Source organism: Oxalobacteraceae bacterium OTU3CAMAD1 (assembly GCA_024123915.1).
In the GTDB taxonomy this organism is placed as follows: Bacteria; Pseudomonadota; Gammaproteobacteria; order Burkholderiales; family Burkholderiaceae_D; genus Rugamonas.
This window is the reverse complement of sequence record CP099650.1, coordinates 4,540,041-4,564,060: the sequence shown is the minus strand read 5'-3', so window position 1 is coordinate 4,564,060 and position 24,020 is coordinate 4,540,041. Positions and strand designations below refer to the sequence as shown.

Annotated in this window: 21 protein-coding genes; 15 read left to right on the top strand and 6 right to left on the bottom strand. The window is 63.7% G+C overall.

The window, feature by feature from the left end; translation table 11 throughout:
* The first annotated feature begins 31 nt into the window (after positions 1-31).
* The 3 genes from NHH88_19555 to NHH88_19545 are packed head-to-tail and all read left to right on the top strand — an operon-like array spanning position 32 to position 5,854.
* A complete protein-coding gene (locus NHH88_19555) occupies positions 32-1,561 on the top strand; it encodes an efflux transporter outer membrane subunit (protein ID USX11893.1) in 1,530 nt (509 codons plus the stop codon).
* Complete coding sequence (locus NHH88_19550) at positions 1,558-2,715, top strand: efflux RND transporter periplasmic adaptor subunit (GenBank protein USX11892.1); 1,158 nt, start codon at positions 1,558-1,560, stop codon at positions 2,713-2,715. The genes NHH88_19555 and NHH88_19550 overlap by 4 nt, the downstream gene beginning before the upstream one ends.
* 13 nt (positions 2,716-2,728) lie before the next feature.
* Positions 2,729-5,854, top strand: a complete 3,126-nt coding sequence (locus NHH88_19545) for an efflux RND transporter permease subunit (GenBank protein ID USX11891.1) — start codon at positions 2,729-2,731, stop codon at positions 5,852-5,854.
* A gap of 12 nt (positions 5,855-5,866) precedes the next feature.
* Here NHH88_19545 and NHH88_19540 read toward each other — a convergent pair whose 3' ends face one another.
* The 6 genes from NHH88_19540 to NHH88_19515 all read right to left on the bottom strand — a co-directional run bounded on the left by NHH88_19540 (position 5,867) and on the right by NHH88_19515 (position 13,066).
* Positions 5,867-7,678, bottom strand: coding sequence for a tannase/feruloyl esterase family alpha/beta hydrolase (locus tag NHH88_19540; GenBank protein USX11890.1), 1,812 nt, complete (start codon positions 7,676-7,678; stop codon positions 5,867-5,869).
* A 156-nt stretch (positions 7,679-7,834) separates the two neighbouring features.
* Positions 7,835-10,288, bottom strand: coding sequence for a TonB-dependent receptor (locus NHH88_19535; protein ID USX11889.1), 2,454 nt, complete (start codon positions 10,286-10,288; stop codon positions 7,835-7,837).
* A 143-nt stretch (positions 10,289-10,431) separates the two neighbouring features.
* Positions 10,432-11,406: a FecR family protein gene (locus NHH88_19530; GenBank protein ID USX11888.1), complete on the bottom strand. Its 975-nt coding sequence runs from the start codon at positions 11,404-11,406 to the stop codon at positions 10,432-10,434.
* 11 nt (positions 11,407-11,417) lie between these two features.
* A complete protein-coding gene (locus NHH88_19525) occupies positions 11,418-11,927 on the bottom strand; it encodes a sigma-70 family RNA polymerase sigma factor (protein ID USX11887.1) in 510 nt (169 codons plus the stop codon).
* 157 nt (positions 11,928-12,084) lie between these two features.
* The gene (locus NHH88_19520) at positions 12,085-12,312 is read right to left on the bottom strand and encodes a 4-oxalocrotonate tautomerase family protein (protein USX11886.1); all 228 of its coding nucleotides are present in this window, start codon (positions 12,310-12,312) and stop codon (positions 12,085-12,087) included.
* 34 nt (positions 12,313-12,346) lie between these two features.
* Entirely contained in the window at positions 12,347-13,066 is a 720-nt protein-coding gene (locus NHH88_19515) for an SDR family oxidoreductase (GenBank protein ID USX17382.1), read from the bottom strand.
* Positions 13,067-13,371: 305 nt separating this feature from the next.
* Here NHH88_19515 and NHH88_19510 point away from each other — a divergent pair, with 305 nt between their 5' ends.
* From NHH88_19510 to NHH88_19455, 12 genes are all read left to right on the top strand, one after another.
* A complete protein-coding gene (locus NHH88_19510; protein ID USX11885.1) occupies positions 13,372-14,295 on the top strand; it encodes a LysR family transcriptional regulator in 924 nt (307 codons plus the stop codon).
* 316 nt (positions 14,296-14,611) lie between these two features.
* On the top strand, positions 14,612-15,151 hold the full coding sequence (locus NHH88_19505; GenBank protein ID USX11884.1) for a hypothetical protein: 540 nt from the start codon (positions 14,612-14,614) through the stop codon (positions 15,149-15,151).
* A gap of 10 nt (positions 15,152-15,161) precedes the next feature.
* Positions 15,162-15,656 carry a hypothetical protein gene (locus NHH88_19500; GenBank protein ID USX11883.1) on the top strand — a complete coding sequence of 165 codons (495 nt, stop codon included), beginning with the start codon at positions 15,162-15,164 and terminating at the stop codon, positions 15,654-15,656.
* A gap of 4 nt (positions 15,657-15,660) precedes the next feature.
* Positions 15,661-17,946 carry a cohesin domain-containing protein gene (locus tag NHH88_19495; protein ID USX11882.1) on the top strand — a complete coding sequence of 762 codons (2,286 nt, stop codon included), beginning with the start codon at positions 15,661-15,663 and terminating at the stop codon, positions 17,944-17,946.
* Between the two features lie 37 nt (positions 17,947-17,983).
* Entirely contained in the window at positions 17,984-18,433 is a 450-nt protein-coding gene (locus NHH88_19490) for a type II secretion system GspH family protein (protein ID USX11881.1), read from the top strand.
* A complete protein-coding gene (locus NHH88_19485; GenBank protein USX11880.1) occupies positions 18,433-18,807 on the top strand; it encodes a type II secretion system GspH family protein in 375 nt (124 codons plus the stop codon). Before NHH88_19490 ends, NHH88_19485 begins: the two co-directional genes overlap by 1 nt.
* 2 nt (positions 18,808-18,809) lie before the next feature.
* Positions 18,810-19,265: a type II secretion system protein gene (locus tag NHH88_19480; GenBank protein ID USX11879.1), complete on the top strand. Its 456-nt coding sequence runs from the start codon at positions 18,810-18,812 to the stop codon at positions 19,263-19,265.
* An 11-nt stretch (positions 19,266-19,276) separates the two neighbouring features.
* Complete coding sequence (gene gspG / locus NHH88_19475; protein ID USX11878.1) at positions 19,277-19,702, top strand: type II secretion system major pseudopilin GspG; 426 nt, start codon at positions 19,277-19,279, stop codon at positions 19,700-19,702.
* 8 nt (positions 19,703-19,710) lie between these two features.
* A complete protein-coding gene (locus tag NHH88_19470; protein USX11877.1) occupies positions 19,711-20,895 on the top strand; it encodes a type II secretion system F family protein in 1,185 nt (394 codons plus the stop codon).
* A 25-nt stretch (positions 20,896-20,920) separates the two neighbouring features.
* On the top strand, positions 20,921-22,567 hold the full coding sequence (locus NHH88_19465) for a GspE/PulE family protein (GenBank protein ID USX11876.1): 1,647 nt from the start codon (positions 20,921-20,923) through the stop codon (positions 22,565-22,567).
* A gap of 55 nt (positions 22,568-22,622) precedes the next feature.
* Positions 22,623-23,315 (top strand): hypothetical protein, encoded by a 693-nt coding sequence (locus tag NHH88_19460; protein ID USX11875.1) that lies wholly within the window; start codon positions 22,623-22,625, stop codon positions 23,313-23,315.
* The gene (locus NHH88_19455) at positions 23,308-23,823 is read left to right on the top strand and encodes a PilN domain-containing protein (GenBank protein USX11874.1); all 516 of its coding nucleotides are present in this window, start codon (positions 23,308-23,310) and stop codon (positions 23,821-23,823) included. Before NHH88_19460 ends, NHH88_19455 begins: the two co-directional genes overlap by 8 nt.
* Positions 23,824-24,020: the final 197 nt, after the last annotated feature.

Below are 24,020 nucleotides of genomic sequence, written 5' to 3'. Positions count from 1 at the left end.
AGTGACGCTTTGTTAATTCCGAGGGCATCGCATGCGTTCACCCGCCAACTTGATTCTATTTTTCCGCCGGCCGCTGTCGCACGCGCCGCAGCTGGCCGCCGTCGCGTGGTTGGCCGGCTGCGCGACCGTCGTTCCCGAGCTGACACCGGGCGGTCCGGCGGCGCCGGTGGCCGCCCAATGGCACGCGCCGCTGCCGCACGGCGGCCAGCTTGCCGACCTGGGCCTTTGGTGGGGGCAATTCGACGACCCGTTAGTGCCGCGCCTGATCGCGGCCGGGCAGAAAGCCAGCCCGACCCTGGCGGAAGCCTTGGCCCGCATCGCCGACGCCCGCGCGGCCAGGGTGTCCAGCGGCGCCGCCTTGCTGCCCAACCTGAGCGCCAATGCCAGCGCCAGCCGCGCCCGCTCGGAGATCGCCGCGCCCATCGGCAAGGCTTCATCGGCCGGCTTGCAGGCCGCCTGGGAGCTGGACCTGTTCGGCGCCTACCGCGCCGGCGCTGGCGCCGCCCAGGCCGCGCTGGAATCCAGCCAGGCCGGCTGGCATGTGGCGCGGGTGTCGCTAGCCGCCGAAATCGCCACCAGTTACGTCAGCCTGCGCGTCTGCGAAGCGCAGCTGGTGCAGACGGAGCTCGATGCCCGCTCGCGGACCCGGACCTCCGAATTGACCGATCTGGCGGCGGACGCCGGCTTCCGCGCGCCGGCCACGGCCGATCTGGTGCGCGCCAGCGCTGCGCAGGCGAACGCCACCCTGATCCAGCAGCGCGCGCAATGCGACCTCTCGGTCAAGGCGCTGGTCGCGCTCACCGCGCTGGACGAGACGGCGCTGCGCGGCGAGCTTGCCGCCTGGGCCGCCCGCTTGCCGCAACCGGCCGAACTGGCCGTGGCCGCCGTGCCGGCCGCCGTGCTGGCGCAACGGCCCGATATTTACGCCGCCGCGCGCGACGTCGTGGCCGCCAGCGCTCGGGCAGACCAGGCACTGGCGCAACGCTGGCCGCGCGTCACCCTGGCCGGCAGCATCGGCGCCAACCGCGTGAGCGGCGGCGGCATCAGCAGTAGCGGCAGCGTCTGGAGCGTGGGACCGGTGGCCGTGACCTTGCCGCTGTTCGACGGCGGCACGCTGCGCGCCAACGCGCAGGCGGCGCGCGTGCGCTACGAGACCGCCACCACGGTCTACGCGGCGCGCCTGCGCGAAGCGGTGCGCGACGTGGAAACGGCGCTGGTCACGCTGCGGAGCACGGCCGCGCGCGGCGCCGACACCGATGCCGCCGCCGCCGGATTCGAGCGCTCCTATCGTGCGACGGAGGCGAGCTACCAGGCCGGCACCGCCAGTTTGTTCGAGCTGGAGGACGCCCGCCGCAGCATGCTCGCGGCGCAGGTCGCGGTGATCGACCTGCGCCGCGAACGGGTGGCCGCCTGGATCGCCCTGTACCGCGAGCTCGGCGGCGGCTGGTCCGAAGCCGGCGCGCAGGCATCGACCGCAACTACCGCCGAGTCGCCCGAATCATCCATCGCCAACATCGGCAGCCACACCGCGCAGGCCCGCCAAGAACAAGGAAACCAATGATGAAAAATATACGCCACCATCTCTTCTATTTGGCAGCGGCGCTGGCCGCCGCGCTTGCCGTCGCCGCCATCGCGGTGGCCATGCCGGAGCCGGCCAAGCCGCCGGCGGCCGCTCCCAGGAGCGCGCTGACGGTCGAAGTCGCGACGCCGCAGCCGGCGGTGCTGCCGATCCGGCTGGCCGCCAACGGCAATATCACGGCGTGGCAGGAAGCCAGCATCGGCACCGAGGCCAACGGGCTGCGCCTGGCCGAGGTCAAGGTCAATGTTGGCGACGTGGTCCGGCGCGGCCAGCTACTGGCCACCTTCGCCGCCGCCACCGTGGGCGCCGAGCTGGCGCAAAGCCGCGCGGCCGCCGCCGAGGCGGAGGCCGCGCTGGCCGAGGCCGGGGCCAACGCGCAGCGCGCCCGTCAACTGCAGACCACCGGCGCCATGTCGGCCCAGCAAATCCAGCAATACCTCACCGCCGAGCGCACCGCGCAGGCGCGGCTGGACGCGTTGCGGGCCGCCGAAAACACCCAGCAATTGCGCCTGGCGCAGACCCGCGTGCTGGCACCGGACGATGGCGTGATCTCGGCGCGCAGCGCGACGGTGGGCGCGGTGCCGCCGGCCGGGCAGGAGCTGTTCCGGCTGATCCTGCGCGGCCGGCTCGAATGGCGCGCCGAGGTCGCGGCTTCGGACCTGGTCCAGCTCAAGCCCGGCCAGGCCGCGCTGGTGACGCCGGCCGGCGGCAAGCCGGTCAAGGGCCGTCTGCGGATGGTCGCGCCGGCGGTCGATACGCTCTCGCGCAACGGTCTGGTGTACGTGGACCTGCCGCTGGACAGTCCGGCGCGCGCCGGCATGTTCGCGCGCGGGGAGTTCGAGACCGGCAGCGTCCGCATGGTGACCTTGCCGCAAAGCGCGGTGCTGATGCGCGACGGCTTCAGCTATGTACTGAGGGTGGGCGCCGATTCGCGCGTGGCGCAGACCAAAGTGACGGTGGGGCGGCGCGCGGGCGACAGGATCGAGATCGTCGATGGCATCGCCGCGCCGGCGCGGGTGGTGGCGGCCGGCGGCGCTTTCCTCGGGCACGGCGACCTGGTCACGGTGGCCGCCGCGCCGGCATCGATGAAGACGCCGGTACCGGCCGCCGTCGCCGCCAACGCCGGCCCCAATTAAACGAAAGAACACGATGCATTTCAATATATCCTCCTGGTCGATCCGCAATCCGACCCCGGCCATCCTGCTGTTCATCCTGTTGACGCTCGGGGGCCTGATGGGTTTCCGCGCGATGAAGGTGCAGAACTTTCCCGACATCGAGCTGCCGACGGTCACCGTCAGCGCCGAGCTTCCCGGCGCCTCGCCCGCGCAGCTGGAAACCGACGTCGCCCGCAAGATCGAGGATGCGCTCGCCACCGTGCAAGGCGTCAAGCACATCCGCAGCACCTTGACCGACGGCAACGCCAACATCGCCATCGAATTCCACCTCGAAAAACCGGCGCAGCAGGCCGTCGAGGACGTGCGCGACGCCGTCTCCCGCGTGCGCGCCGACCTGCCCGCCGACCTGCGCGACCCGGTGATCCGCAAAGTGGAGCTGGCCGGCGCGCCCATCCTGACCTACACCGTCGCTTCCAGCCACATGGACGCCGAGGCGCTGTCCTGGTTCGTCGACAACGAGGTCGGCAAGACGCTGCTGGCAGTACCAGGCGTGGGCGCTGTCACGCGGGTCGGCGGCGTGGACCGCGAGGTGCGCGTGGCCCTGGACCCGGCGCGGCTGCTGGCGCTGAACACGACGGCGGTGGACCTGTCGCGCCAGCTGCGCCAGATCCAGCGCGAGTCGCCGGGCGGGCGCGTCAACCTGGGCGGCGCCGAGCAATCGGTGCGCACCATCGCCACCGTGCAATCGGCCGCCGAGGTGGCCCTGCTGGACGTGACCATGGGCGACGGGCGCCGGGTACGGCTCGACCGGGTGGCGACGGTCACCGACACCTTTGCCGAACCGCGCTCGGCCGCGCTATTGAACGGCGCGCCGGTGGTCGGCTTCGAGATCACGCGCTCGCGCGGCGCCGGCGAGATCGACGTCGCCGAAGGCGTCCAGCGCGCACTCGAGCGCCTCAAGGCCAAGCACACGGACATCGTCGTCACCGAGGCCTTCAACTTCGTCGACCCGGTGCGCGAGAACTACGACGGCTCGATGCGGCTGCTGTACGAAGGCGCGGCGCTGGCGGTGCTGGTGGTGTTCCTGTTCCTGCGCGACTGGCGCGCCACCCTGATCGCGGCAGTGGCGCTGCCGCTGTCGGCCATCCCCACCTTTGCGCTGATGCACTGGATGGGCTTCACCGTCAACACGGTCAGCCTGCTGTCGCTGTCGCTGGTGATCGGCGTGCTGGTCGACGACGCCATCGTCGAGATCGAAAACATCGAGCGCCATCTGTTGATGGGCAAGACGCCGTTCCAGGCGGCGATGGAGGCGGCCGACGAGATCGGCCTGGCGGTGGTGGCCACCACCTTCACCCTGATCGCCGTGTTCCTGCCGACCGCCTTCATGGGCGGCACGGTCGGCAAGTTCTTCGTCCAGTTCGGCTGGACGGCGGCCATCGCGGTGTTCTTCTCGCTGGTGGTGGCGCGCATGCTCACGCCAATGATGTCGGCCTATCTGTTGCGCGCGCCCGAGGCCAAGCCTCGTCACGCGCCGCGCTGGCTGGAAGCCTATCTGTCCTGCGCGCGCTGGTGCCTGCGCCACCGGGCGCTGACGGTGGCCGCCGCCGCCGCGTTCTTCGCGGGCGGGCTGATGCTGGCGGCCACCTTGCCGGGCACCTTCATCCCGCCGGACGACGACTGGCAGACACAGGTGACGGTGACCCTGGCGCCTGGCGCCAAGCTGGGCGACACGCTTGCGCTGGCCGAGCGGGCGCGCGGCATTGTCATGGGCAACCCGCACGTCAAGCTGGTGTATTCGGCCATCGGTGGCGGCAGCGCCGGGGCCGATCCGGCGGGCTCGTCCGGCGGCGCCGTTGCCGACGTGCGAACGGCCGTGCTCACGCTGAACCTGACGCACCGCGACCACCGCCCGGGCCTGACCAAGCAGGGTATCGAGTCGCAACTGCGCGCGGCGCTGGCCGCCTTGCCCGGCGCACGCGTCAAGGTCGGCATGGGGGAATCGGAAAACTACGTGCTGGTGCTCGCGGGGGAGGACGGCGCGGCGCTGGCCCGCCACGCCTTGGTGGTGGAAAACGAGCTGCGCGGCATCGCCGGCATCGGCGCGGTCACCTCAACGGCCATCTTGCTGCGCCCCGAGCTGATCGTGCGCCCGGATTTCGACCGCGCCGCCGACCTCGGCGTGACGTCGGCGGCCATCGCCGACACGCTACGCGTGGCCACTACCGGCGACTACGACCAGGAACTGGCCAAGCTCAACCTGAGCGAGCGCCAGGTGCCGGTCGTCGTGCGGCTGGCCGACGGCGCCCGCGACGACTTCGAAACGCTCAAGCGGCTGCCGGTGCCGGGCGCGCGCGGGCCGGTGTCGCTGGAGAACGTCGCGACGCTGACGATCGGCAGCGGACCGTCGGAGATCGCGCGCTACGACCGCCTGCGCAACGTCAACTTCGAGATCGAACTGAACGGCCAGCCGCTGGGCGACATCGAAGCGGCCGTCCTGGCGCTGCCGAGTTTGCAAAAGATGCCGCCGGGCGTGGTGCAGGCGACCATCGGCGACGCCGAGGCGATGGGCGAGCTGGCCGCCGGCTTCGGCGTGGCGATGCTGACCGGAGTGCTGTGCATTTACATGGTGCTGGTGCTGCTGCTGAAGGACTTCATGCAGCCGGTGACGATCCTGGCCGCGCTGGTGCTGTCGGTGCCGGGCGCTTTCGTGGCCTTGTTCGTCACGGGCACGGCGCTGTCGATGCCGTCGATGATCGGCCTGATCATGCTGATGGGGATCGCGACCAAGAATTCGATCCTGCTGATCGACTACATCATCCTGGCACGCCGCGACCACGGCCTGGCGCGCTGGGACGCGATCATCGACGCCTGCGGCAAGCGCGTGCGTCCGATCGTCATGACCACCATCGCCATGGGCGCGGGCATGCTGCCGATCGCGCTGGGGTGGGGCGCCGACCCCAGCTTCCGCGCGCCGATGGCGATCGTCGTCATCGGCGGGTTGATCACCTCGACGGTACTGAGCCTGCTTGTCATTCCTGTGGTGTTCACCTATGTCGACGACGCCGCGCAGTGGCTGGCCGCGCGCGTGCGCGGAGCGGAGCGCGACACGCGGATCGCGCCGGCGGAGGCGGAGGCGCGCCTCCGACCCCGTCCGTAGCTTTTATACGCGTCACATGCAGCTATAACTTGTGGCCTGGTTCGGATCGCCCGAGGTGAAGACTGCTTTTTGCGGATAGACGCACAGCGGCCTGGTCTTCGCGCCGGAACCGGCGGTGATGGTGCCCGGCGCGCTACCTTTTTCGACCCAGTCGGTCAGCAACGCGTACAGCTGCCCATTGGTCGGCAACGGCGGCGTCGCCGTGGCGTTGGAGGTGCCGTTGCTGAACGAATGGCCCATGCCCGGAACCAGGTAAAACCGGTAAAAGCCCTGTGTCGCCGCCAGGCCGCCTATCTGGTCTGCCACGCGGTGATAGTAGTTGATCGAGCCTTGCGGCGGGATCAGCACGTCGGCCAGGCCGTGATACATGATCAACTTGCCGTTACGCGCCTTGAACGCGGACAGGTCCGGGTTGTCGGTGTTGATGTTGCCGAAGGCCGGCTGCAGCGCAACGCCGCGCTCCCAGGCCATGGCCAGGTCGGCATAGCCCAGGCTCTTCCAGCCATTCGCGCCGTTGCCGGTGGCGTTGCGGAACAGCGGGCTGGCCAGCAGCGGGTTTTGCAACGAGAGCGCGACCATCTCGCTGGCGATGGGGAACTGCGCCGCGCCCGCCAGCGCGGTCATGCTGGTGCCGCGCGCCAGTCCATACCATTTTTGCGCGGCGGCGGTGGCTGTGCCGAAGCCGTTGTCGAGCGCCGGATCGGGCACGGAGCCGTCGGCCGTCTGCCCGTACCACATCTTGTTGAGCGCGCCCGCCTGCGCCAGGTTGACGCAGCTGGGCAGCACGCTGGCGCCGGTGACGCCGACACCGGCCACGCCGGCGCACAACACCTTGGCATCCTTGCGCGGATCGTAGCGGCATTGCGCGGGATCGGGGATATAGCCCAGGTGCTGGCCGCCGACGCTGTCGCAGGCGTCGATGGCGGCGTTGGACACCAAGTCGAGCTGGTCGTTGCGCAGGTTGACGCCGGCCAGGTCGCGCTGCATGACGACCTGCGGATACAGCTCGGTGACGATGAACTTGCTCCAGTTGATGGCCGGGGCGCCGGCCAGGATGCCGTCGAAGTCGGCCGGGTTGGCCTGCGCCTCCTTCAAGCCCTGGCGGCCGCCGGTGGAAAAGCCGTTCCAATAGGCGTACTTGACATCCTTGCCGTAGTAGGCCTTGGCTAGCGCCTTGGTCTTGACCGCCATTTCATGGATGGCGCGTTCGGCAAAGTCCTTCCACAGCGTGGTATTGATGGTGCCGTCCGGGTTCATCGCGAACGACGCGTCCCGGCCTTCGGGAGTGCCGGTGTGGCCCGTGTCCGTGCTGGCCGACACCGCGCCTTCGTCCATGGCGATGCCGGCGGGCGAGGGCGTGTCCACCGAGTCGCTGGCGAGCTGGGCGATATCGCCCTCGGCGCTGCCGGCCCAGCCGCCGCCGCCGCGCACGTGGATGCGGTTGTTCCAATTGCCCGGTGCGGGGAGCCAGACTTCGATGCCGATGCCGGGCGATGTCGACGGCGCGCCGGCGGGGCCCGGATTGCCGGGGCCGACCAGTAGCTTGACCATGCAGACGTCGTTTGTAGCGGTTGGGGTGGCGGACGTCGCGACGCCACTCGCCAGCAACGGTTCGCCTTTCTTGAAAGCCTTGACCAGCAATACCTTGGTGTTGGCGTCGGGTGCGAATCCCGTCTTCATCGTGTCGTTGCAGGACAGGGTTGCCGGGACGGCCGGGATTTCGGGCGTTATCGGATCGTTGGACCCGCATGCGGCGAGGCCGAGGGCGGCCGCGCTTGCAAGCAGGCGTGTCAATGCCGTCCCCGCTGGTATGGATTTCTTCATCTTGGTCTCCGTGTTTTCTATTTATAAGTTTGTGCTGTTGCATTCGTGGCACGAACTGAGAATAGAGAACAGGCCGGAGTGTGTCCAAGACCGAATTGGTTTGTCGTCGATACTCTCTGGGTATGACCCGGCGGCGGGCTCGCCGGAACTACCCTTTTACCAGCGGTGGTTGTAGCTGACGCTGAGCGCCGCTCCGGGCGCCGGCAAGCGGCTGGTGTTGTTGCTGTTTCGCATAAGCTGGCTGTAGGCCGGCAGGTAGTAGCGGTCCAGCAAGTTCTCGATGCCGGCCGTGATGGTGTCCCGCGCCGTCAGCTGGTAGCGGCCGATCAGGTCGAGCGTGGTGTAGCTGGACACGTCGCGTCGGCCGAAGCCGGTCGCGCCGTTCAGGCGCGAGTCGCGGGCGCCGAAGTACGTCGCCTGCAGGCGGCCGCTCCACTTGGCGTCCGGCTTGTACTGCACATAGGCCGTCACCTTGGTTGGAGGAATGCGGTAGCCGCTCATGGTCTGGTCGCGGCTGCTGCCCTGCGGCGTTTCCCGGCCCGACATCATGGTCAAGGTCGCGCCGTAGCCCCACGGCGTCGCCTGCGGCAGATAGTCGAGTCCCGCCTCCAGGCCACGGATCTTCTCGGCGGTGCGGGTCAGGATCAGGCCGTTGTTAAAGCTTTGCACGTCGCCCAGTTTGGAGGTGGTGTAGAACACCGCAAGCGTGCCCTGGACGTCGCCCACGCCGCCGCGCCAGCCGAGCTCGTAGTTGTTGGTCTTGACCGGTTCCAGCGCGGATGAGGCGAGGTTAAAGGCGGGCGTTGCGTTGCGCACCTGCAGGCCCATGTCCGGCAGCTGGAAGCCCTGGCTGAACGCCGCGTATAGTTCCTGGCCCCGCGCCGGCTTGTACACCGCGCCAATGTTGGACATCCAGGCGTCGTACGACAGCGCGCCGCCCCTGACCTGTTGCGGATTGGCGGCGCGCAGCTGCGACAGCGGTACGAAATCGTCGAAACGCGCGCGCGCGTGCTCGTAGCGCAGGCCGCCTTCAAGCGCCCACTCCTGGTTCAACTTGTACTGCAACTGGCCGAAGCCGCCGATGCTGCGGGTGGTCAGCGGCGGCATGTACAGCATGGTCCGGCTCAGCTCGAACACCTTGCCGCCGCTGGCGTCGTACGCGGCGGCGTTGAAGAAGTCGTCCGGCATGTCGCTGCGTTCCTGGTTGAAGTCCACGCCCCACAGCAGTTTGAGATTGGTCGCCAGCGGCGTGTCGACGGTGACGCGTCCACCCCAGACCTCCGAATTTTGCATGACCTGGTCGACGTTGTTGCCGCGCGTGGACACCGAGCGGGCGTCGAACGGCGTGAACCGGGTGAAGTAGTCGCGGTAGTACAGCTGCGTCGACAGGGCGCTGCCGGCGATATCCTTGTGCTGGTAGCTCGCGCTCATCAGCGTGTTCCTGAGCTGGTTTTGCCTGTCCAGGCGCAGCCCTTCGATTGGCCGCGCGACCGCCGAGCCGGCCGGCAGGCGCGCCACCGAGGGATCGGAGCCGTAGTCGCTGTCCTGCTCGGCGACATAGCGGCTGGCGGCGAACTGCACGCGCTGGTCGCGGTCGATCCGGAAGCCGATCTTGCCGCCGAATGTGTAGTTGTCGCTGTCGAACAGGTCGCCCTGGCTGGGCTCGGGCGCGATGCGACGGCCCTTGCCGTCGTACGAGCCGCCAATATGCTGCAGGCCGACATTGAACGCGTAGTCGACCGCGCTGCTGGCGCCGGACATGTAGTGGCTGACTTCGCCGCCCAGGCCGTCGCTGCCTATGCGCGACAACGGCGAGCGCAGCGACACCGTGGTTTCCGCATACGGCGCGCCGCCGGCCGGGCGCGTGGTGATGGCGATGATGCCGCCGCTGGCGCCGGTGCCGTAGATGGCGCTGCTGCCGCGCAGCACTTCGACTTTGTCGATGCTGGCCAGGTTCAGCGACGCCATGTTGCGCGACGAATCGCGGTTGGTGTTGAGGGGAATGCCATCGACCAGCACCAGCGCGTTGCGCCCGCGCAGCGTCTGGCCGTAGTCGGTGATGGTGCGGCTGGAGTCGGCCATGCCGGGCACTGCCTTGCTCAGCACGGTGGCCAGGCTGTCGGAGGCTTGGCGCAGCTCGTTCAACTCGTCGCGCTCGATCACCGTGCTTTGCCGGGTGGGACGAATCATGGTGCTGTTGGTGCGCTGCGCGGTCACCTCGACGGCCGGCAGTTCGGTCACGGTGCTCTCGGCGAGTGGCGCGGCGCGGGCGATGGGGGAGGCAGGCGCCGGCGCCGCCGCCTTGAGCGTGTAGGCGCCGCCGGTCAGCTGCTGCGCTTGCAGGCCGCTTCCTTGCAGCAGCTGCGCGAAACCGTCCGCGACCGAGACGGAGCCACGCAGGCCCCTGCTGGTTTTACCCTCCAGCAGCGCGGCGTCGAAGGACAGCGCGACGCCGGCGCGGGCGGCAAACCCGGACAGGGCCTGGCCCAGCGGACCGGCCGGTATGTCGTGGTACAGGATGGCGTCCGCAGCCTGTGCTTGTGCGTATGCCAAGGGCGCGTGCGCCAAGGCTGCCGCCGACAGCCCGGCGATGGCGTACTTCATTGCCATCGATAGCGCCGTTCGCTGGAGGATGGCGTTGGTCCGCGTATTTCTCTGCTGATGATTCATTTTTGCTGGCCTTTCGAGCATCAAATGTGGTGTTCTCATCTGATATGCCGAACGAGAATCGAAAAAGGCTCAACTTTTTTCAATTATTTTCCGGCCGCTTCAACGTCAACCCAATAGCGGGTGAGATACCGCATCTTTACCGGTCGGGTTTGTTCCAGCAGGGATAGCGTGGCGTCGGTGTCGGACAGCGGGAAGGCGCCCGATACCGGCAACCGCGCCACGGCCGGATCGCAGCGCAGGGCGCCGCGCCGGTAGCGGCCGAGTTCGGCGACGAACTGCGACAGCGGCATGCGGTCGGCGATCAGCATGCCGTTTTTCCACGCGGTTCCGGCCTCGTCGGCGGCAACGGAGGCATCGACACGCGCGGTGGAAAAGTCCGATTGCCTTCCGGCGGCGATGATCGCCTTGGCCGACGGCGCATCGCGCGGAGTGATCTCCACCGCGCCTTCAAACACCGCCGCCCGGCTGCGGCCGTCGAACCGGCGCACCATGAAGCGCGTGCCCAGCGCACGTATGGCGCCTTCGCCGGCCATCACCAGGAACGGGCGGGAAGGCTGCGCGCCGTCCCTGGCCGTGGTGATCAGGATCTCGCCCCGGCGCAAATGGACGACGCGGCGCACGCCGTCGAATTCGACCTCGATGGCAGTGTCGGTGTTCAGGGTCAGTTGGGAGCCGTCGGCGAGCACGATGTCGCGGCGCTCGCCGACGGCGGTGACGTGGCGGCCGGCTTGCTGCCATGGCGCGTTGCGGTAGGCCAGCCAGGCCGCCGGCCCCGCCACCAGCAGCGCGGTGAGCATCTTGATGGCGCCGCGCCGCTGCGGCATCGCCATTTTCTTGAGCGCGGTGGCGCCCGGCAGCGGCAAGGCGTCGAATTTTCCCAGCAGGGCGGTGGCCTTTTCCCATGCCCGTTCATGTTCGTCGCTGCGCTGGCGCCATTCCGCCAGTTGTGCGCGCCTGGCAGGGTTGAGCGGGCCTTCGTGCAGCTCCATCAGCCACGTGGCCGCTTCGGTCAGGACTTGTTTGGAGATGGCCGCGCCGTCGGCCGTGGTGCGCGGCATGGACCGGTTCACTACAGCGCCGCCAGGCAGCGGCGAAACGCCAGCACCATGTGGCGCTTGACCGTGCTCAACGACAGGTCCAGCAGCGCGCAGATATCGGCGTAGCACATGCCGTCGAGTTGGGCCAGCAGGAAGACCTGCCTGACCTTGCCTGGCAGCTTGTCGAGGATCGCGTCGATCTCGGCCAGCGTCTCCAGCACGGCCAGCCGGTCTTCCGGCGACGGCTGGACCGCTTCGGGCAGCGTGCCCAGCGCCTCCAGATAGGCTTGTTCGAGCTTGCGGCGGCGCGCGTGGCTGACGAGCAAGCCCTTGGCGACCGCCGTCAGGTAGGCGCGCGGCTCGCGCAGATCCGCCGGCAGGCGGGCGCCAAGCAGCCGCAGGAAAGTGTCCTGGGCCAGATCGGCGCCGAGATTCCTGCATTGGAGCTTGTGGCCCAGCCATGTGGCCAGCCAGCCGTGATGCTCGCTATACAGCGTGCCTATTTGCCGATGCGCATCAGCGTCTGGGTGAGTGGTTTCCATTTCGGCGAAGGGCTGAACGACACAATCTTAATGAGAATTATTCTCACTATAACTTGAGTTGTGTGGTTTTAGCAAATTTCGCCCGTCGCGTAGTGTGAGCGCGGAGGAGCGGGAGGCCGCGATCGCGGTCGCCCCCGGGTATTGCCACCGAGCGGCATTAGTCCGCCGCTGCCGCCTTTGCAGCCGTTTCACGCTGACGGCGTGTCGTGACGTTTTCGCGGTTTAAGCCCCAGCTATCGGTGTCGACTTCGTCAATGATGACGAAGGTGGTGGCCGGGTCTTTGTCCAGCACTTGGGACAGCAGATCGGTCGCCCCCTCGATCAGCGCCAATTTCTGCGCGGGCGTGGTGCCTTCCTTTGTGATGCGGATATTTACGTATGGCATAACTGAATTCCTTTTCAGTGGGAGAGGAAGCGGATTACCAGGTGCCGGCGGTCGAGCCGCCGTCCACCACCATCACGGTGCCGGTGGTGAAGGACGAGTTGGTCAGGTAGAGCACGGCATCCACGACATCGCGCGTGGTGCCGATCGCCCCGTTGGGCGCCAGCGTCTTGAGGAAGGCTTGCGTGCCCGCATCCTTGCTGTGCAGCGGCGTATCGATACTGCCGGGCGCCACCGCGTTCACGCGCACGTTCGACGCGGCCAGCTCGATCGCCAGGCCACGGGTGGCGTGGTTCAGGCCGCCTTTGATCAACACCGGCAGCAACGCCGGCACCTTGACGTTGGGCTGCATCGCGATGCTGGCCGTGATGGTGATGATATGGCCGTCGCGGTTGGCGCTCATGTGTTTGGCCGCCGCCTGCGAGGGATAGAAGAAACCATTCAGATTGGTGCTGACGATGGCGTCGACATCGGCCTGCGTATAGTCGGCGACCGGTTTTGCCAGGAAGATGCCGGCGTTGTTGACCAGGACATCGACCTTGCCGAAGGCGGCGATGGCCTGGTCGAACAGGGCGGTGGCGGTGGCGGGCAGCGCAATGTCGCCGGCGACCGGCAGGAAATTGTCCGGATTACCCAGTTTGTCGGCGGCCAGTTGCAGCCGTTCCATGGTGCGCGCGTTGCCCACGACGTTGTAACCGAGCGCCAGATATGCTTCGGCCAGCGCGAAGCCGATGCCGCTCGATGCGCCGGTGATGATGACAGGTCTTGTTCGATTTCATTGTGTAGCTCCAGTATAAGTAGTTGAGATGGTCCCGCTGACAGAGGTGTTGCGGCGGCATGTGATCAATATACTTATGCCAGTTGGGGCTATAAATGGCTCTCAAGGAAGATTACTTGGTACATGATGTAATATATGATTCCGATACGAGACCGCCGATCACATCTAAATCACGTAGGGCGGATTAGCGAAGCGTAATCCGCCAAGCTCCGTCGGCGGCCCATGCCGATACCGCGCTCCGCCCAAAGAAAATGCGCCGCAATTTGGCGCCGCCAGGACCCACGATGAAACGCAACTTTGACGACATGCAACTCGGCAGCATCGATCTATTCTGCCAAGCAGCTGAACTAAGCAGTTTTACCGCCGCCGCGAACGCCGCGGGCGTCACCCCGGCGGCGGTGAGCAGATCGATCGCGCGGCTGGAGGAGCGGCTGGGCGTGCGCCTGTTCGTCCGCACCACGCGGCAGATCCGTCTGACGGAGGGCGGCCTGCGTTACTACAAGCAATGCCGCGAGGCGCTGTCGCAGTTGCTCGAAGCGGAGCGCGAGGTGACCGGCGAGCAGATCGCGCCGGCCGGCTCGCTGCGCATCAGCGTGCCGATGCCGTACGGCCATTACCGCTTGCTGCCGCTGCTACCGCGCTTCCGCGAGCTGTACCCGAACGTCAAGGTCGAAGTCCATCTCAGCAACCGCAACATCGATTTCGCCGAAGAGAGTTTCGACATGGCGATACGCGGCCGCGATCCCGCCGACTCATCGCTCATCGCGCGCAAGCTGGAGGACTCGGAACTGGTGCTGGTCGCGGCGCCGTCCTATCTCAAGCGCATGGGCAAGCCTGCATCGATCGAGGCGCTGCAAGCGCACGAATGCATCCAGTTCGACCTGCCGAGCACCGGACGCAAGATACCGTGGCCTTTTATGGTCGATGGCGAGCGGATCGAGGTGGTGACGACCGGCGGCTACACGTGTGCCGGGGATGTGCTCGGCATCGTAACCTTGGCACGCAGCGGCGCCGGTATCGTGCAGACCTACCGCTATATCGTCGAACGCGACCTGGCCGATGGCACGCTGGTGGAGCTTCTGCCGCAGCATGGCGGCACGTCGCGGCCCTTCATCCTGCTGTATCCGCATGCCCGCCATCTATCCTTACGGGTGCGAAGCTTTGTTGATTTTTTGGCGCAGCAGCTTCGGCGAGTTGCATCGCGCTGACCTGCAAACTGGCCAAGATATTCATCCTGCGCCCGGATTTGCCAGCAAATGTGACAAATCCGGAGAACTGCGGTCTAAGTTGATATGTCAGCCTTCCAATTGCGTTTTTGCAACACAAATTTCTCCAGTCATGTTGATTTAATTAGTAATTGCTTCCAGATAGTTGTCTAATTTGCTAAGCTAGTTGCCTTGACTCAGTTTTACTTGTCAAAATTTTGACGGATGAGCAATCGGGGTGGCCACGAAAAATGATTCGGAGTGGCCACTTTTCATCGTGTTTAGGCCCAACGGTTCTCAGCCGTAAAGATTCAGATCAATGCATTCATCGCCTTTTTCTCGCGTGCGGTTCGCCTTGCAGCGATATATCAGTACCCAGCCCATTGCAGTGTTATGTCTTGGTACCGCAGCATTTTTGGGGGCGCTATCCGCAGCTCTTTGGTGGGGACAAATACAGCGCGGACAAGTGTTGCGCGATGACTTAAACGCGTTGCGGCTGCAATCTATAGCTGCCCCAGCCTTGGCTAAAAAGAGCGACGAATTCCCACCGCTGCCGATCTTCCGCAGCAGCGAGCTGGTGGGCGCGTTGCAGCACGCGGGCACCGGAAGCGGCTTGGCGATGAATGAGATTTCGTATTCTCTCGATGCCAGCGCCGCACAGCCCTACTTGCGTTATCAAGTATCGCTATCCGTGGTTGGTGCGTATCCGGTCGTTCGCCGCTTTATTGACGATATCGTTTTAGAGATGCCGAACCTGGTACTCGACTCCATTGCTTGCTCGCGGGATGACATCGCGGCTGCGCGTCCAGTCTGCGATCTGTCGTTTTCCAGCTTTTACCGGAAGGACATTAATGGATAGGGGACAACGCGTGCGCTGGGCGGTCTTGGGCATCGCCTTCACCGTCACTATCGTTGCCATTTTCTATCCGATCGACGAGGCTGACGTGGCCCACGTGGCTATGCAGGAGACGCCCGTTATCGCCGTGGCGATCACAACATCGCCGGTTGTGGCACTGATTCCCGTCTCGTCCGGCGTGTCCGACGTGGAGGGCGACCCCTTCGCCCCGCGCGGCTGGCAAGTTTTGCCGCCAGTGGTGTCTGAGAAAGTGGTAACAGCCGCAGCCGCTGTCGTGGCTCCGCCCGTGCCAACCGCACCTCCGCTTCCATTCCAGTACATGGGCAGCATGAATGAAGAAGGTCGCCAGACCATCTATCTGGGCCACGGCGATCAGGCCCTTGTTGCTCATGCGGGGGAGGTTATTGCACAAACTTACAAGGTAATTGAAATAAATGGGCGGGAAATTCAGTTCGAGCATCTCCCTACTGGCCAACGGCAGCTTCTTGGCTTGCCTCCACAGGAATAGAACGATGCTAAGAAAGATATGGATATGCCTGGTCATGGGACTGTGTGGTGCGTTGTTGGCGGGCTGCGCGGCGGAGCTCAGCCATCGGGCGGGCATGCGTGCATTGGAGGAGCGTGACTACGCCGAGGCCGTTGCCAAACTGAAGCAGGCGTCCGAGGCCAAGCCGGGTGACATCGAGTATCGGCGAGATTTACTCCGGGCGCGCGAAGTTTCCGTTAACAGGTTGCTCGCGACAGCAGCCGCTGCCGCGGCGGAAGGAAAGTATGCGGAGGCCAGGCGCGACTATCAGACCATCCTTGATTTCGATCGCACGAACGCGCGTGCTCAAGCTGGGATGGATGCATTAAGCCAGGCTTCAGCGGCCGCGAAAGATGCAGGCGATGCGCGGGAAGCCCTCAAGCGTGGGGATATCGAGCGTGCCAATGAACTTGCCGGTCGTGCCCTGATCATCGCGCCAAATGAACCGACGGCACGGGCGGTAAAGAAAGAAATTTCGGCGCTGCAGGTACAGGAGATGCTGGTCGCCCCCGGCTTGGGAGCCATGTATAAAAAGCCAATCAATCTCGAGTTTCGCGATGCCAGCATCAAGATGGTGTTCGATGCGCTGGCACGTACGACTGGCATTAATTTCATTTTCGACCGCGACGTCAGAGGCGACCAGCGCACCACTGTGTTCTTAAAGCAAACCACGTTGGACGATGCCATTGACGTGATCTTGTCGACGAGCCAGCTGGAAAAGAAGGTGCTCAACGCCAGCAGTGTGCTGATTTATCCGAACACCCCGGCCAAGGCCCGGGAATACCAGGATCTCATCGTCCGAGCGTTTTATATGGCCAACGTCGAAGCCAAGCAGGCCGCGAATATGTTGAAGACGGTGCTGAAGCTGAAAGACGTTTATGTCGATGATCGATCCAATATGCTGATCCTGCGGGAAAGCCCGGAGACGGTTGCCATGGCCGAGCGCCTGATTGCGCTGCAGGATCTGGAGGAGCCGGAGGTAATGCTCGAAATAGAGGTGCTGGAGATTGATCGCACCCGCCTTCTGAATCTCGGCGTGGAGTTTCCGACCGCGCTGACGGTCGCTCCGTTAGGCGGCAACACCTCATCGGGAGGAGCGACAGGTTCCACGCTCAAGCTGAGCGAGCTGAAAGGATTGAACAGCGAACGGATCGGCATTACGCTGCCCACCGCTACCTTGAACCTGCAAAAGCAGGATGGCGACGCCAATCTGTTGGCGAATCCGCGTATTCGCGTGCGAGACCGGGAAAAGGCGAAGATTCTCATCGGCGACAAGGTGCCTGTGGTAACAACCACCAGCAGCGGCACCTTCGTTACCGAGAATATTCAGTATTTGGATGTCGGCCTGAAACTGGAGGTCGAGCCAGATATCCACCTGCACGACGAGATCGGCATCAAGGTTGCGTTGGAAGTCAGCTCGCTGGTGTCATCGGTAAAAACCAATAACGGCTCCGAGGCCTACCAAATCGGCACACGTAACTTTAATAGCTCGCTGCGCTTGAAAGACGGTGAAACCCAGATTCTTGCGGGGCTGATTAGCGACGAGGACCGCGCGACCGCGAACCGCGTGCCGTTGCTTGGCGACCTGCCTTTGCTGGGGCGTTTGTTTTCAAGTCAAAACACCAATCGCAAAAAAACAGAGATAGTCTTATCGATCACGCCGCGCCTGGTGCGAAATAAGCAGCGCAACGATCTGGCGGCCGAATCGTTTTGGTCGGGAACAGAGGCGACGTTGCGAAACAAGCCTCTTCAGTTGCGGGCGTTCGACAGTGAGCGCGCATCGACTAGCAAGTCCGCTTCCGTAGCCGCGATGCCAACGGCGCAGCAAGCAACGCCGGCGCAGCCCGCGCCCGCCGACGCGCCCAAAGTGACCTGGGTGGGGCCATCGGTCGCGACGGTCGGCCAGCCCTTCAGTCTCACGCTCGACGTTGCCAGTATCGAGCCATTGCGGGCGTCGTCGTTCCAGGTCGGATTCAATCCTGCAGAGTTTGAAGTCGTCTCCGTCGAGCAGGGCGACTACTTCAACAAGGAAGGCAAGGGGACCTTCACGCACGTGGTTGACGCCAGCGGTGGGCGCGTCTCACTTGGGATGGGAGCGGCCGGAAATGCTTCGGCCCAGGGGGCAGGGCGTCTGATCACGATGACGTTCAAGCCGCTTGCTGAAGTGCCAAATGGAGAGGTCAACTTAATCGGATTTACGCCGATAGGCACCAAGAGTGCTCTAGGCCGGCCCAATCTACCTATCGGTCACAAACTCACCGTGAGGAAATAGCATGAGGCTTTCTAAACGGGGTCACCAGGGGTTCAGTTTGGTCGAACTGCTGGCGGCGGCGACCATTGTGGGATTGTTGGCGACGGTCGCCGTGCCCTTTATTGAAACCACGGTCAAGCGGCAGAAAGAAGCAGCGCTGAGAACCGCGCTTCGCGACATTCGCGAAGCCCTCGATAATTACCATCGTGCCGGCGTAGCGAAGCGGATAGCGGTCGATCCGGACAAGAGTGGTTATCCCCGGCAGCTTGGCGAGCTGGCGGCGGGCGTGGCGGACATTTCCGCAGCGGGCAAGCCGACGCTGTATTTTCTGCGGCGGATTCCGCGTGACCCATTCAACCCGGACTTGTCATTGACGCCCGTCGATAGCTGGGGGAAGCGCAGCTTCAGCTCGGAGCCGGATAATCCGCAGGAAGGTGACGACGTGTTCGACGTCTATTCCACCTCCGGTCAGACCGGCCTGAACGGCGTGCCGTACGCGGAGTGGTGATGCGACGACCAAATGGCTTCACCTTAATCGAGTTGCTGGTCGCGTTATCCATCGTGGCCATGATCATCACGCTGGCTGCGCCGCGCTATTTTGGAAACATCGACCGCACCAGGGAGAGCGTGTTGCGCGAGGACCTGCATATCCTGCGTGACGCGTTGGGCAAGTACTACGTCGATAAAAACAAATATCCGGAGGCGCTGGAAGACTTGGTTAAGGAGAAGTACATCCGCAGCATTCCGGTCGATCCATTCACCCAGAGCGCACGTAGCTGGATCGTTGTCGCGCCCGAGGATCCATCCCTTGGAGCGGTGGCCGATGTGCACAGCGGCGCCCCGAACACTGGCCGTGACGGCACCTGGCTGAAGGATTGGTAGCGATGCGGCGAGAGAGCGGATACAGCTATGTGGTGGTGATGTTTTTGGTGGCGGCGCTGTCGCTGGTATCGGTGCGCGCGCTCGAAAATACATTGACGGCCGAGCGGAGAGAGAAAGAAGCGCAGTTATTGCTGGTCGGCGAGGCATACCGCGCCGCGATTCGCAGCTATTACGAAAACGGCGATGGCAGCGCAAAAGTATATCCGCCAACGCTGGCCGACCTCCTGAAAGATGGTCGCGCCTCGCTCATCCGGCGCCCGCTGCGGAAGCTTTACCGTGATCCGATCACCGGCAGTAGTGAATGGGGAATCATCACGGCCGAAAGTGGCGGCGTAAAAGGTGTGTTTTCACTGGCGAATGGCAAACCGATCAAGACGGGTTTCACCCAAGAACAAGCCAGTTTTACGAATGCGGTGCGCTATCGCGACTGGCGCTTTGAATATGCACCCAAACCATAGGAGTAAAGGTAATGCGGAATATTAAACAGCGGGTGGCAGGATTTACGCTGCTGGAGTTGTTGGTGGTGATCGTGATTATCGGGTTGCTGGCGGCGTTTGTCGCTCCGAAGTATTTCGGGCAAATCGGCAGATCGAGGGTCCAGATCGCCAGGGCGCAAATCGAATCGTTCGACAAGGCGCTCGATCAGTACCGAATCGATACCGGGCATTACCCGACCGCCGCGCAGGGGCTGGTGGCACTTAGTACGCGGCCTGCCAACGAACCGATGTGGCACGGCGCCTACCTCAAGAAGGGTGTTCCGCGCGACCCATGGGGCACCGACTATGTCTACAAGATTCCCGGCACGGACGAGCGTGAATACGAGATGACTTCGTACGGGGCGGACGGAAAGCAGGGTGGAAGTGGCGAAAACGCGGACATCACTAACTTCGATTGATCGGAAGCATGATGCAATTCCGCGCCAAGGTGCTATCGAAAACGATGGACGTGCAGATGCTGGAGCTGGAAGCGGCCGACCAGCACGAGGCACGCCGCGTGATCGAATCCGGCGGCGCTCGAATACTCGACCTGCGGCCCGCTGTCAAAGGCTGGACCCGCACGTCTCGGGCGCCCTCGTTGAATCTGGCGATCTTCAACCAGCAGCTCTATTGCCTGCTGGACGCCGGCCAGACTATCGTCGATGCGATCGAAATCCTCGGCAAGAACGACCGACGCGGCGGCCATCGCGCCATTTTTGACACCTTATTGCAAAGTTTGCGGCAGGGGCATCAACTGTCGCACGCGATGGGAACCATGCCGTCGGTATTCCCGGCACTGTATGTGGCGATGGTGCAAGCCAGTGAAACGACCGGGACGGTGCGCGCGGCGATAAGGCGCTTCATGCAATATCAAAAGCAGGTAGATGAGATCAGGGGGAAGCTGGCCGCCGCCGCAACTTATCCCGCCATCCTGCTGGCGGTGGGTATGCTCGTGATTGTGTTCCTGATGCTGTACGTTCTGCCTCGTTTCAGCGAGGTCTACGATGACGCCGGCTCGTTGCAGGGGACGAAGGGTTTTGTGCAGCTTTGGGGCGGGTGGGTTCGCGACCATGGTTTGCTGGCGTGGAGCTCGGTGCTGATTCTATTGGGATCCCTGACGGCCGCCGTCCTGCATCCGTCGCCACGCCAGGTGTTGTACCGAAAATTGTTACAGCTACCTTGGCTCGGAGAGAGAATGTTGATACTGCAGCTTGCGCGCCTGTATCGCACGTTGGGAATGCTCCTGCGAAGCGGCGTCAGCGTGCTGGCGGCAATGCGCATGACGCAGGCGTCCCTGCCTATTTCCATGCGGGACGATCTGGCCGCCGCCGTGACGGCGGTCAGCCAGGGGCGCGCTATGTCAACCGTGATGACCGAGTGTAATTTGAGCACCGAGGTGGCGCAGCGCTTGCTGTTGGCTGGCGAATCCTCTGGCACCCTTCACGAGATGATGGAGCGCATCGCCGACTTCTATGATCAGGAAACCGAAAGCTGGATTGACACCGCAGGCCGGCTGATCGAGCCGGCCATGATGATCGGCATCGGGCTGGTGATCGGCGCGATCGTGCTGATGTTGTACAGCCCCATCTTTGACCTTGCCAATATTGTTTAATGACCTCCTTTAACCTGATACCCCGATGCTGACTCTGCCCTTGCTCGCCCAGGCGACCGACCTCGCGCAGCCTCCCTCCAGTTGGTTGGCACAGCTTTCCGACCAGCTGGGCATGCAACGCGCCGACGTGTTGGCCGCCAGCGCGGAATTGGCCGGTTATGGCCTGCTTGACACGGAGGCGGGCTGGCCGCTGCTGCCGGCGTTCGAGCTGGTACCCTATACCGAGATGTTGCGCCGGATGATTTTCGTCGGCCATCGCGAGGACGGACGCTTGGTCGCGGCGCTCGGCGTGCCGCTGCGCCCATACGACGGCGCCTGGCTCGCCCGGCTGCCGCTGCTGGAACTTTACCTGGCCGATCCACTTGAGATTCAGGTACAGATCGAGTCGCACGAATCATCGTTCAGCGCGGTCGCCAGCGCAATCGGTGTCGACGAGGTAAGTGAGTCTGTCCGTGACGTCAGCGATGACCTGACGCTGACATCGATTCAGGGAGAAGCCAGTCCTGCGGTACGCCTGATCAGTTCCACAGTCTTTGATGCCCTAAGGCTTGAGGCTAGCGATATTCACCTTGAGTCTTTGCCACTAGGACTGGTCATTAAATTTCGGATCGACGGGGTGCTGAGCAAGATTGCGACTGTAAGCAATCCCGGGTTGGCGGAGCAGGCCATCTCTCGCATCAAGGTGTTGGCGGAACTGGATATCGGCGAAAAGCGCATTCCGCAGGATGGACGTTTCCGCGTCGCCGCGAAAGGCCGGGACATCGATATCCGGGTTTCCATCATGCCCAGTATTCATGGCGAGGATGCTGTGTTGCGGGTGCTCGATAAGAAGACACTGATCGACAGCGTACAGCGCCTCACGCTCGATTCGCTGGGTTTTGATAGCCAGACGATTGGGTTGCTGCGCCGTCTTGCCGCCGAACCTTACGGGATGATGTTGGTCACCGGGCCGACGGGAAGCGGTAAGACCACTACCTTGTACGCCGCACTGACCGAAATCAATCGTGGCGAAGACAAGTTCATCACCATCGAGGACCCGGTCGAATACCAGTTGCCGGGCGTGTTGCAGATTCCGGTGAATGAAAAAAAGGGGCTGACATTTGCCGTGGGGTTACGTTCTATTTTGCGTCACGATCCGGACAAGATTCTGGTGGGTGAGATCCGCGATCCGGAGACCGCGCAGATCGCCGTGCAGTCCGCGCTGACTGGCCACATGGTGTTCACTTCCGTCCACGCCAACAACACCTTTGATGTCATAGGCCGCTTTATGCACATGGGCGTCGACCCGTACAATTTCGTCTCTTCGCTGACGGGCGTTGTAGCGCAGCGTCTGCTCCGGCAAAACTGTCCGCACTGTAACGCGCCGGCGGAAGTCGATGCCGAGACACTGAAAGAGTCCGGCATACACGATCCGGAGACCTACCATTTCCATGCCGGGCGAGGTTGCGCGCAGTGCCGCAACACCGGATACAAAGGCCGGCGCGCGATCGCCGAAGTGTTGCGGTTGACCGATGAGATCAGGGAGATGATCATTGCGCGTGCATCCATCCGCGCCCTCAAGGAGCAGGCACGCGTGGAAGGAACACGGTTCCTGCGTGATGTGGCATTGGATCTGGTCCGCTCAGGCCACACGACGTTACAGGAGGTGAACCGTGTTACGTTTGTGGCCTAGACCACTATCTGTCGGCTTGTTTCCCGGTTGTTGCTGGCTTCAGAGCCGGCGCGGGGTGCAAGAAATTACGCGTTCGCCTGCTGACTTTGATGCGGAAGGTTCTCTGGCGGTATTGGAGGACATGCTCGTCGAGTGCGCAGCCAAGCATGTAAAAGGGACCCGCATCGACATCGTCGTTTCGGATAGTCTCGGCATTACCGTTGCCTTGCCGTGGCATGCGGCGCTCAACTCGATGGCCGAGCGCCAAGCATTTTCCGCCGCCTGTTTCGAGCAAGCTGGGATGGACGCCGGAAATGATTGGGTGGTACGCGGCGAGTATCGGCACTATGGCGGCATGGGAATGGCGTATGCGTTGCCACGCGTCTGGATGGTTGGCTTGTTGGCGATGCTGCAAAACCAAGGGCTGACGTTGGGGAGCGTCCTGCCTCTATCCGGGCTGGCGTATTGGCGTCATGCGGCACCGCGTGGCACGGGAAATCTGATCGTGCTGCAAGAGGCGTTGCGGAACACTGTGTTGATCTTCGATGGCGACCGGTTTTCCGGCCTGGATGTCGAGCCGGATGCGGGGAGCGCGGAGAGGGCGGGCAAGCGGTTGATGAGCCGGATTCAGTCACGCGCCAACACAATCGCGACGGTAGGGTATTGGACGCCGAACGCAGCGGCCCAAGCGCCGGAGTTCTTGCGAAGCGCTTTCCCCGATGCGAGGCTATTAGCGCTCCCGCCCAATAAATGGAACGCATATGAGTGATCTTGCTTCCCACCTGAGGCCACCGTTGCGCGGCCATTTGCGTCCGTGGTTGGCTGCGTTGGGGCTGGTCGCTGTGGCTGGGTGGATGGCGATGCAGGCGCTAGCTGAGCACGATGCGGCATCGAAAACCGAGCAAGCATATATCCGTCTGCAGACCGCGAATAAATCGAAAACGGTTCCGAAAGTCGACAGGGCCAAGGGGGAAAAGCTTAAGCGCTGGGATGAGTTGCGCAAAGAGCGGGCATTCGCCTGGACGCCAATTTTCCAGGCAGTCGAACGTTCGGCTAGCGAGGGTATTGAGTTGCTTGAGTTCCGGCCCGAGAAGACGACAGGCTACCTCGCGCTGCGCGGCGAGGCCCGCGACCAGGCCGCCCTTGTGGATTTTCTAAACAACATCGCATTGCAAGCTCCGTTCGAGCACAGCCATCTCACTTACCAAGCACTGCGCTCCCGGGGCCAACTGCAGACCATCGAGTTCGAGATACGCGCTTCCCTGCGGGCAATGTGAATTGCCACACAGTTAAAATTGACGGTTGTTGTATTTATCACTTTTATTTTCGGAAAGAATTGTAATTGGAAAACATGCAATGCTAAAATTGCTAAAAATATAGTTTTATTCTGCAACTAATCTTACATAACTCTCTGCTTGAGATCGCACGCGATTGCCGTGGCGAAGGGGCGTGTACGACTACTCTCACAGATGGT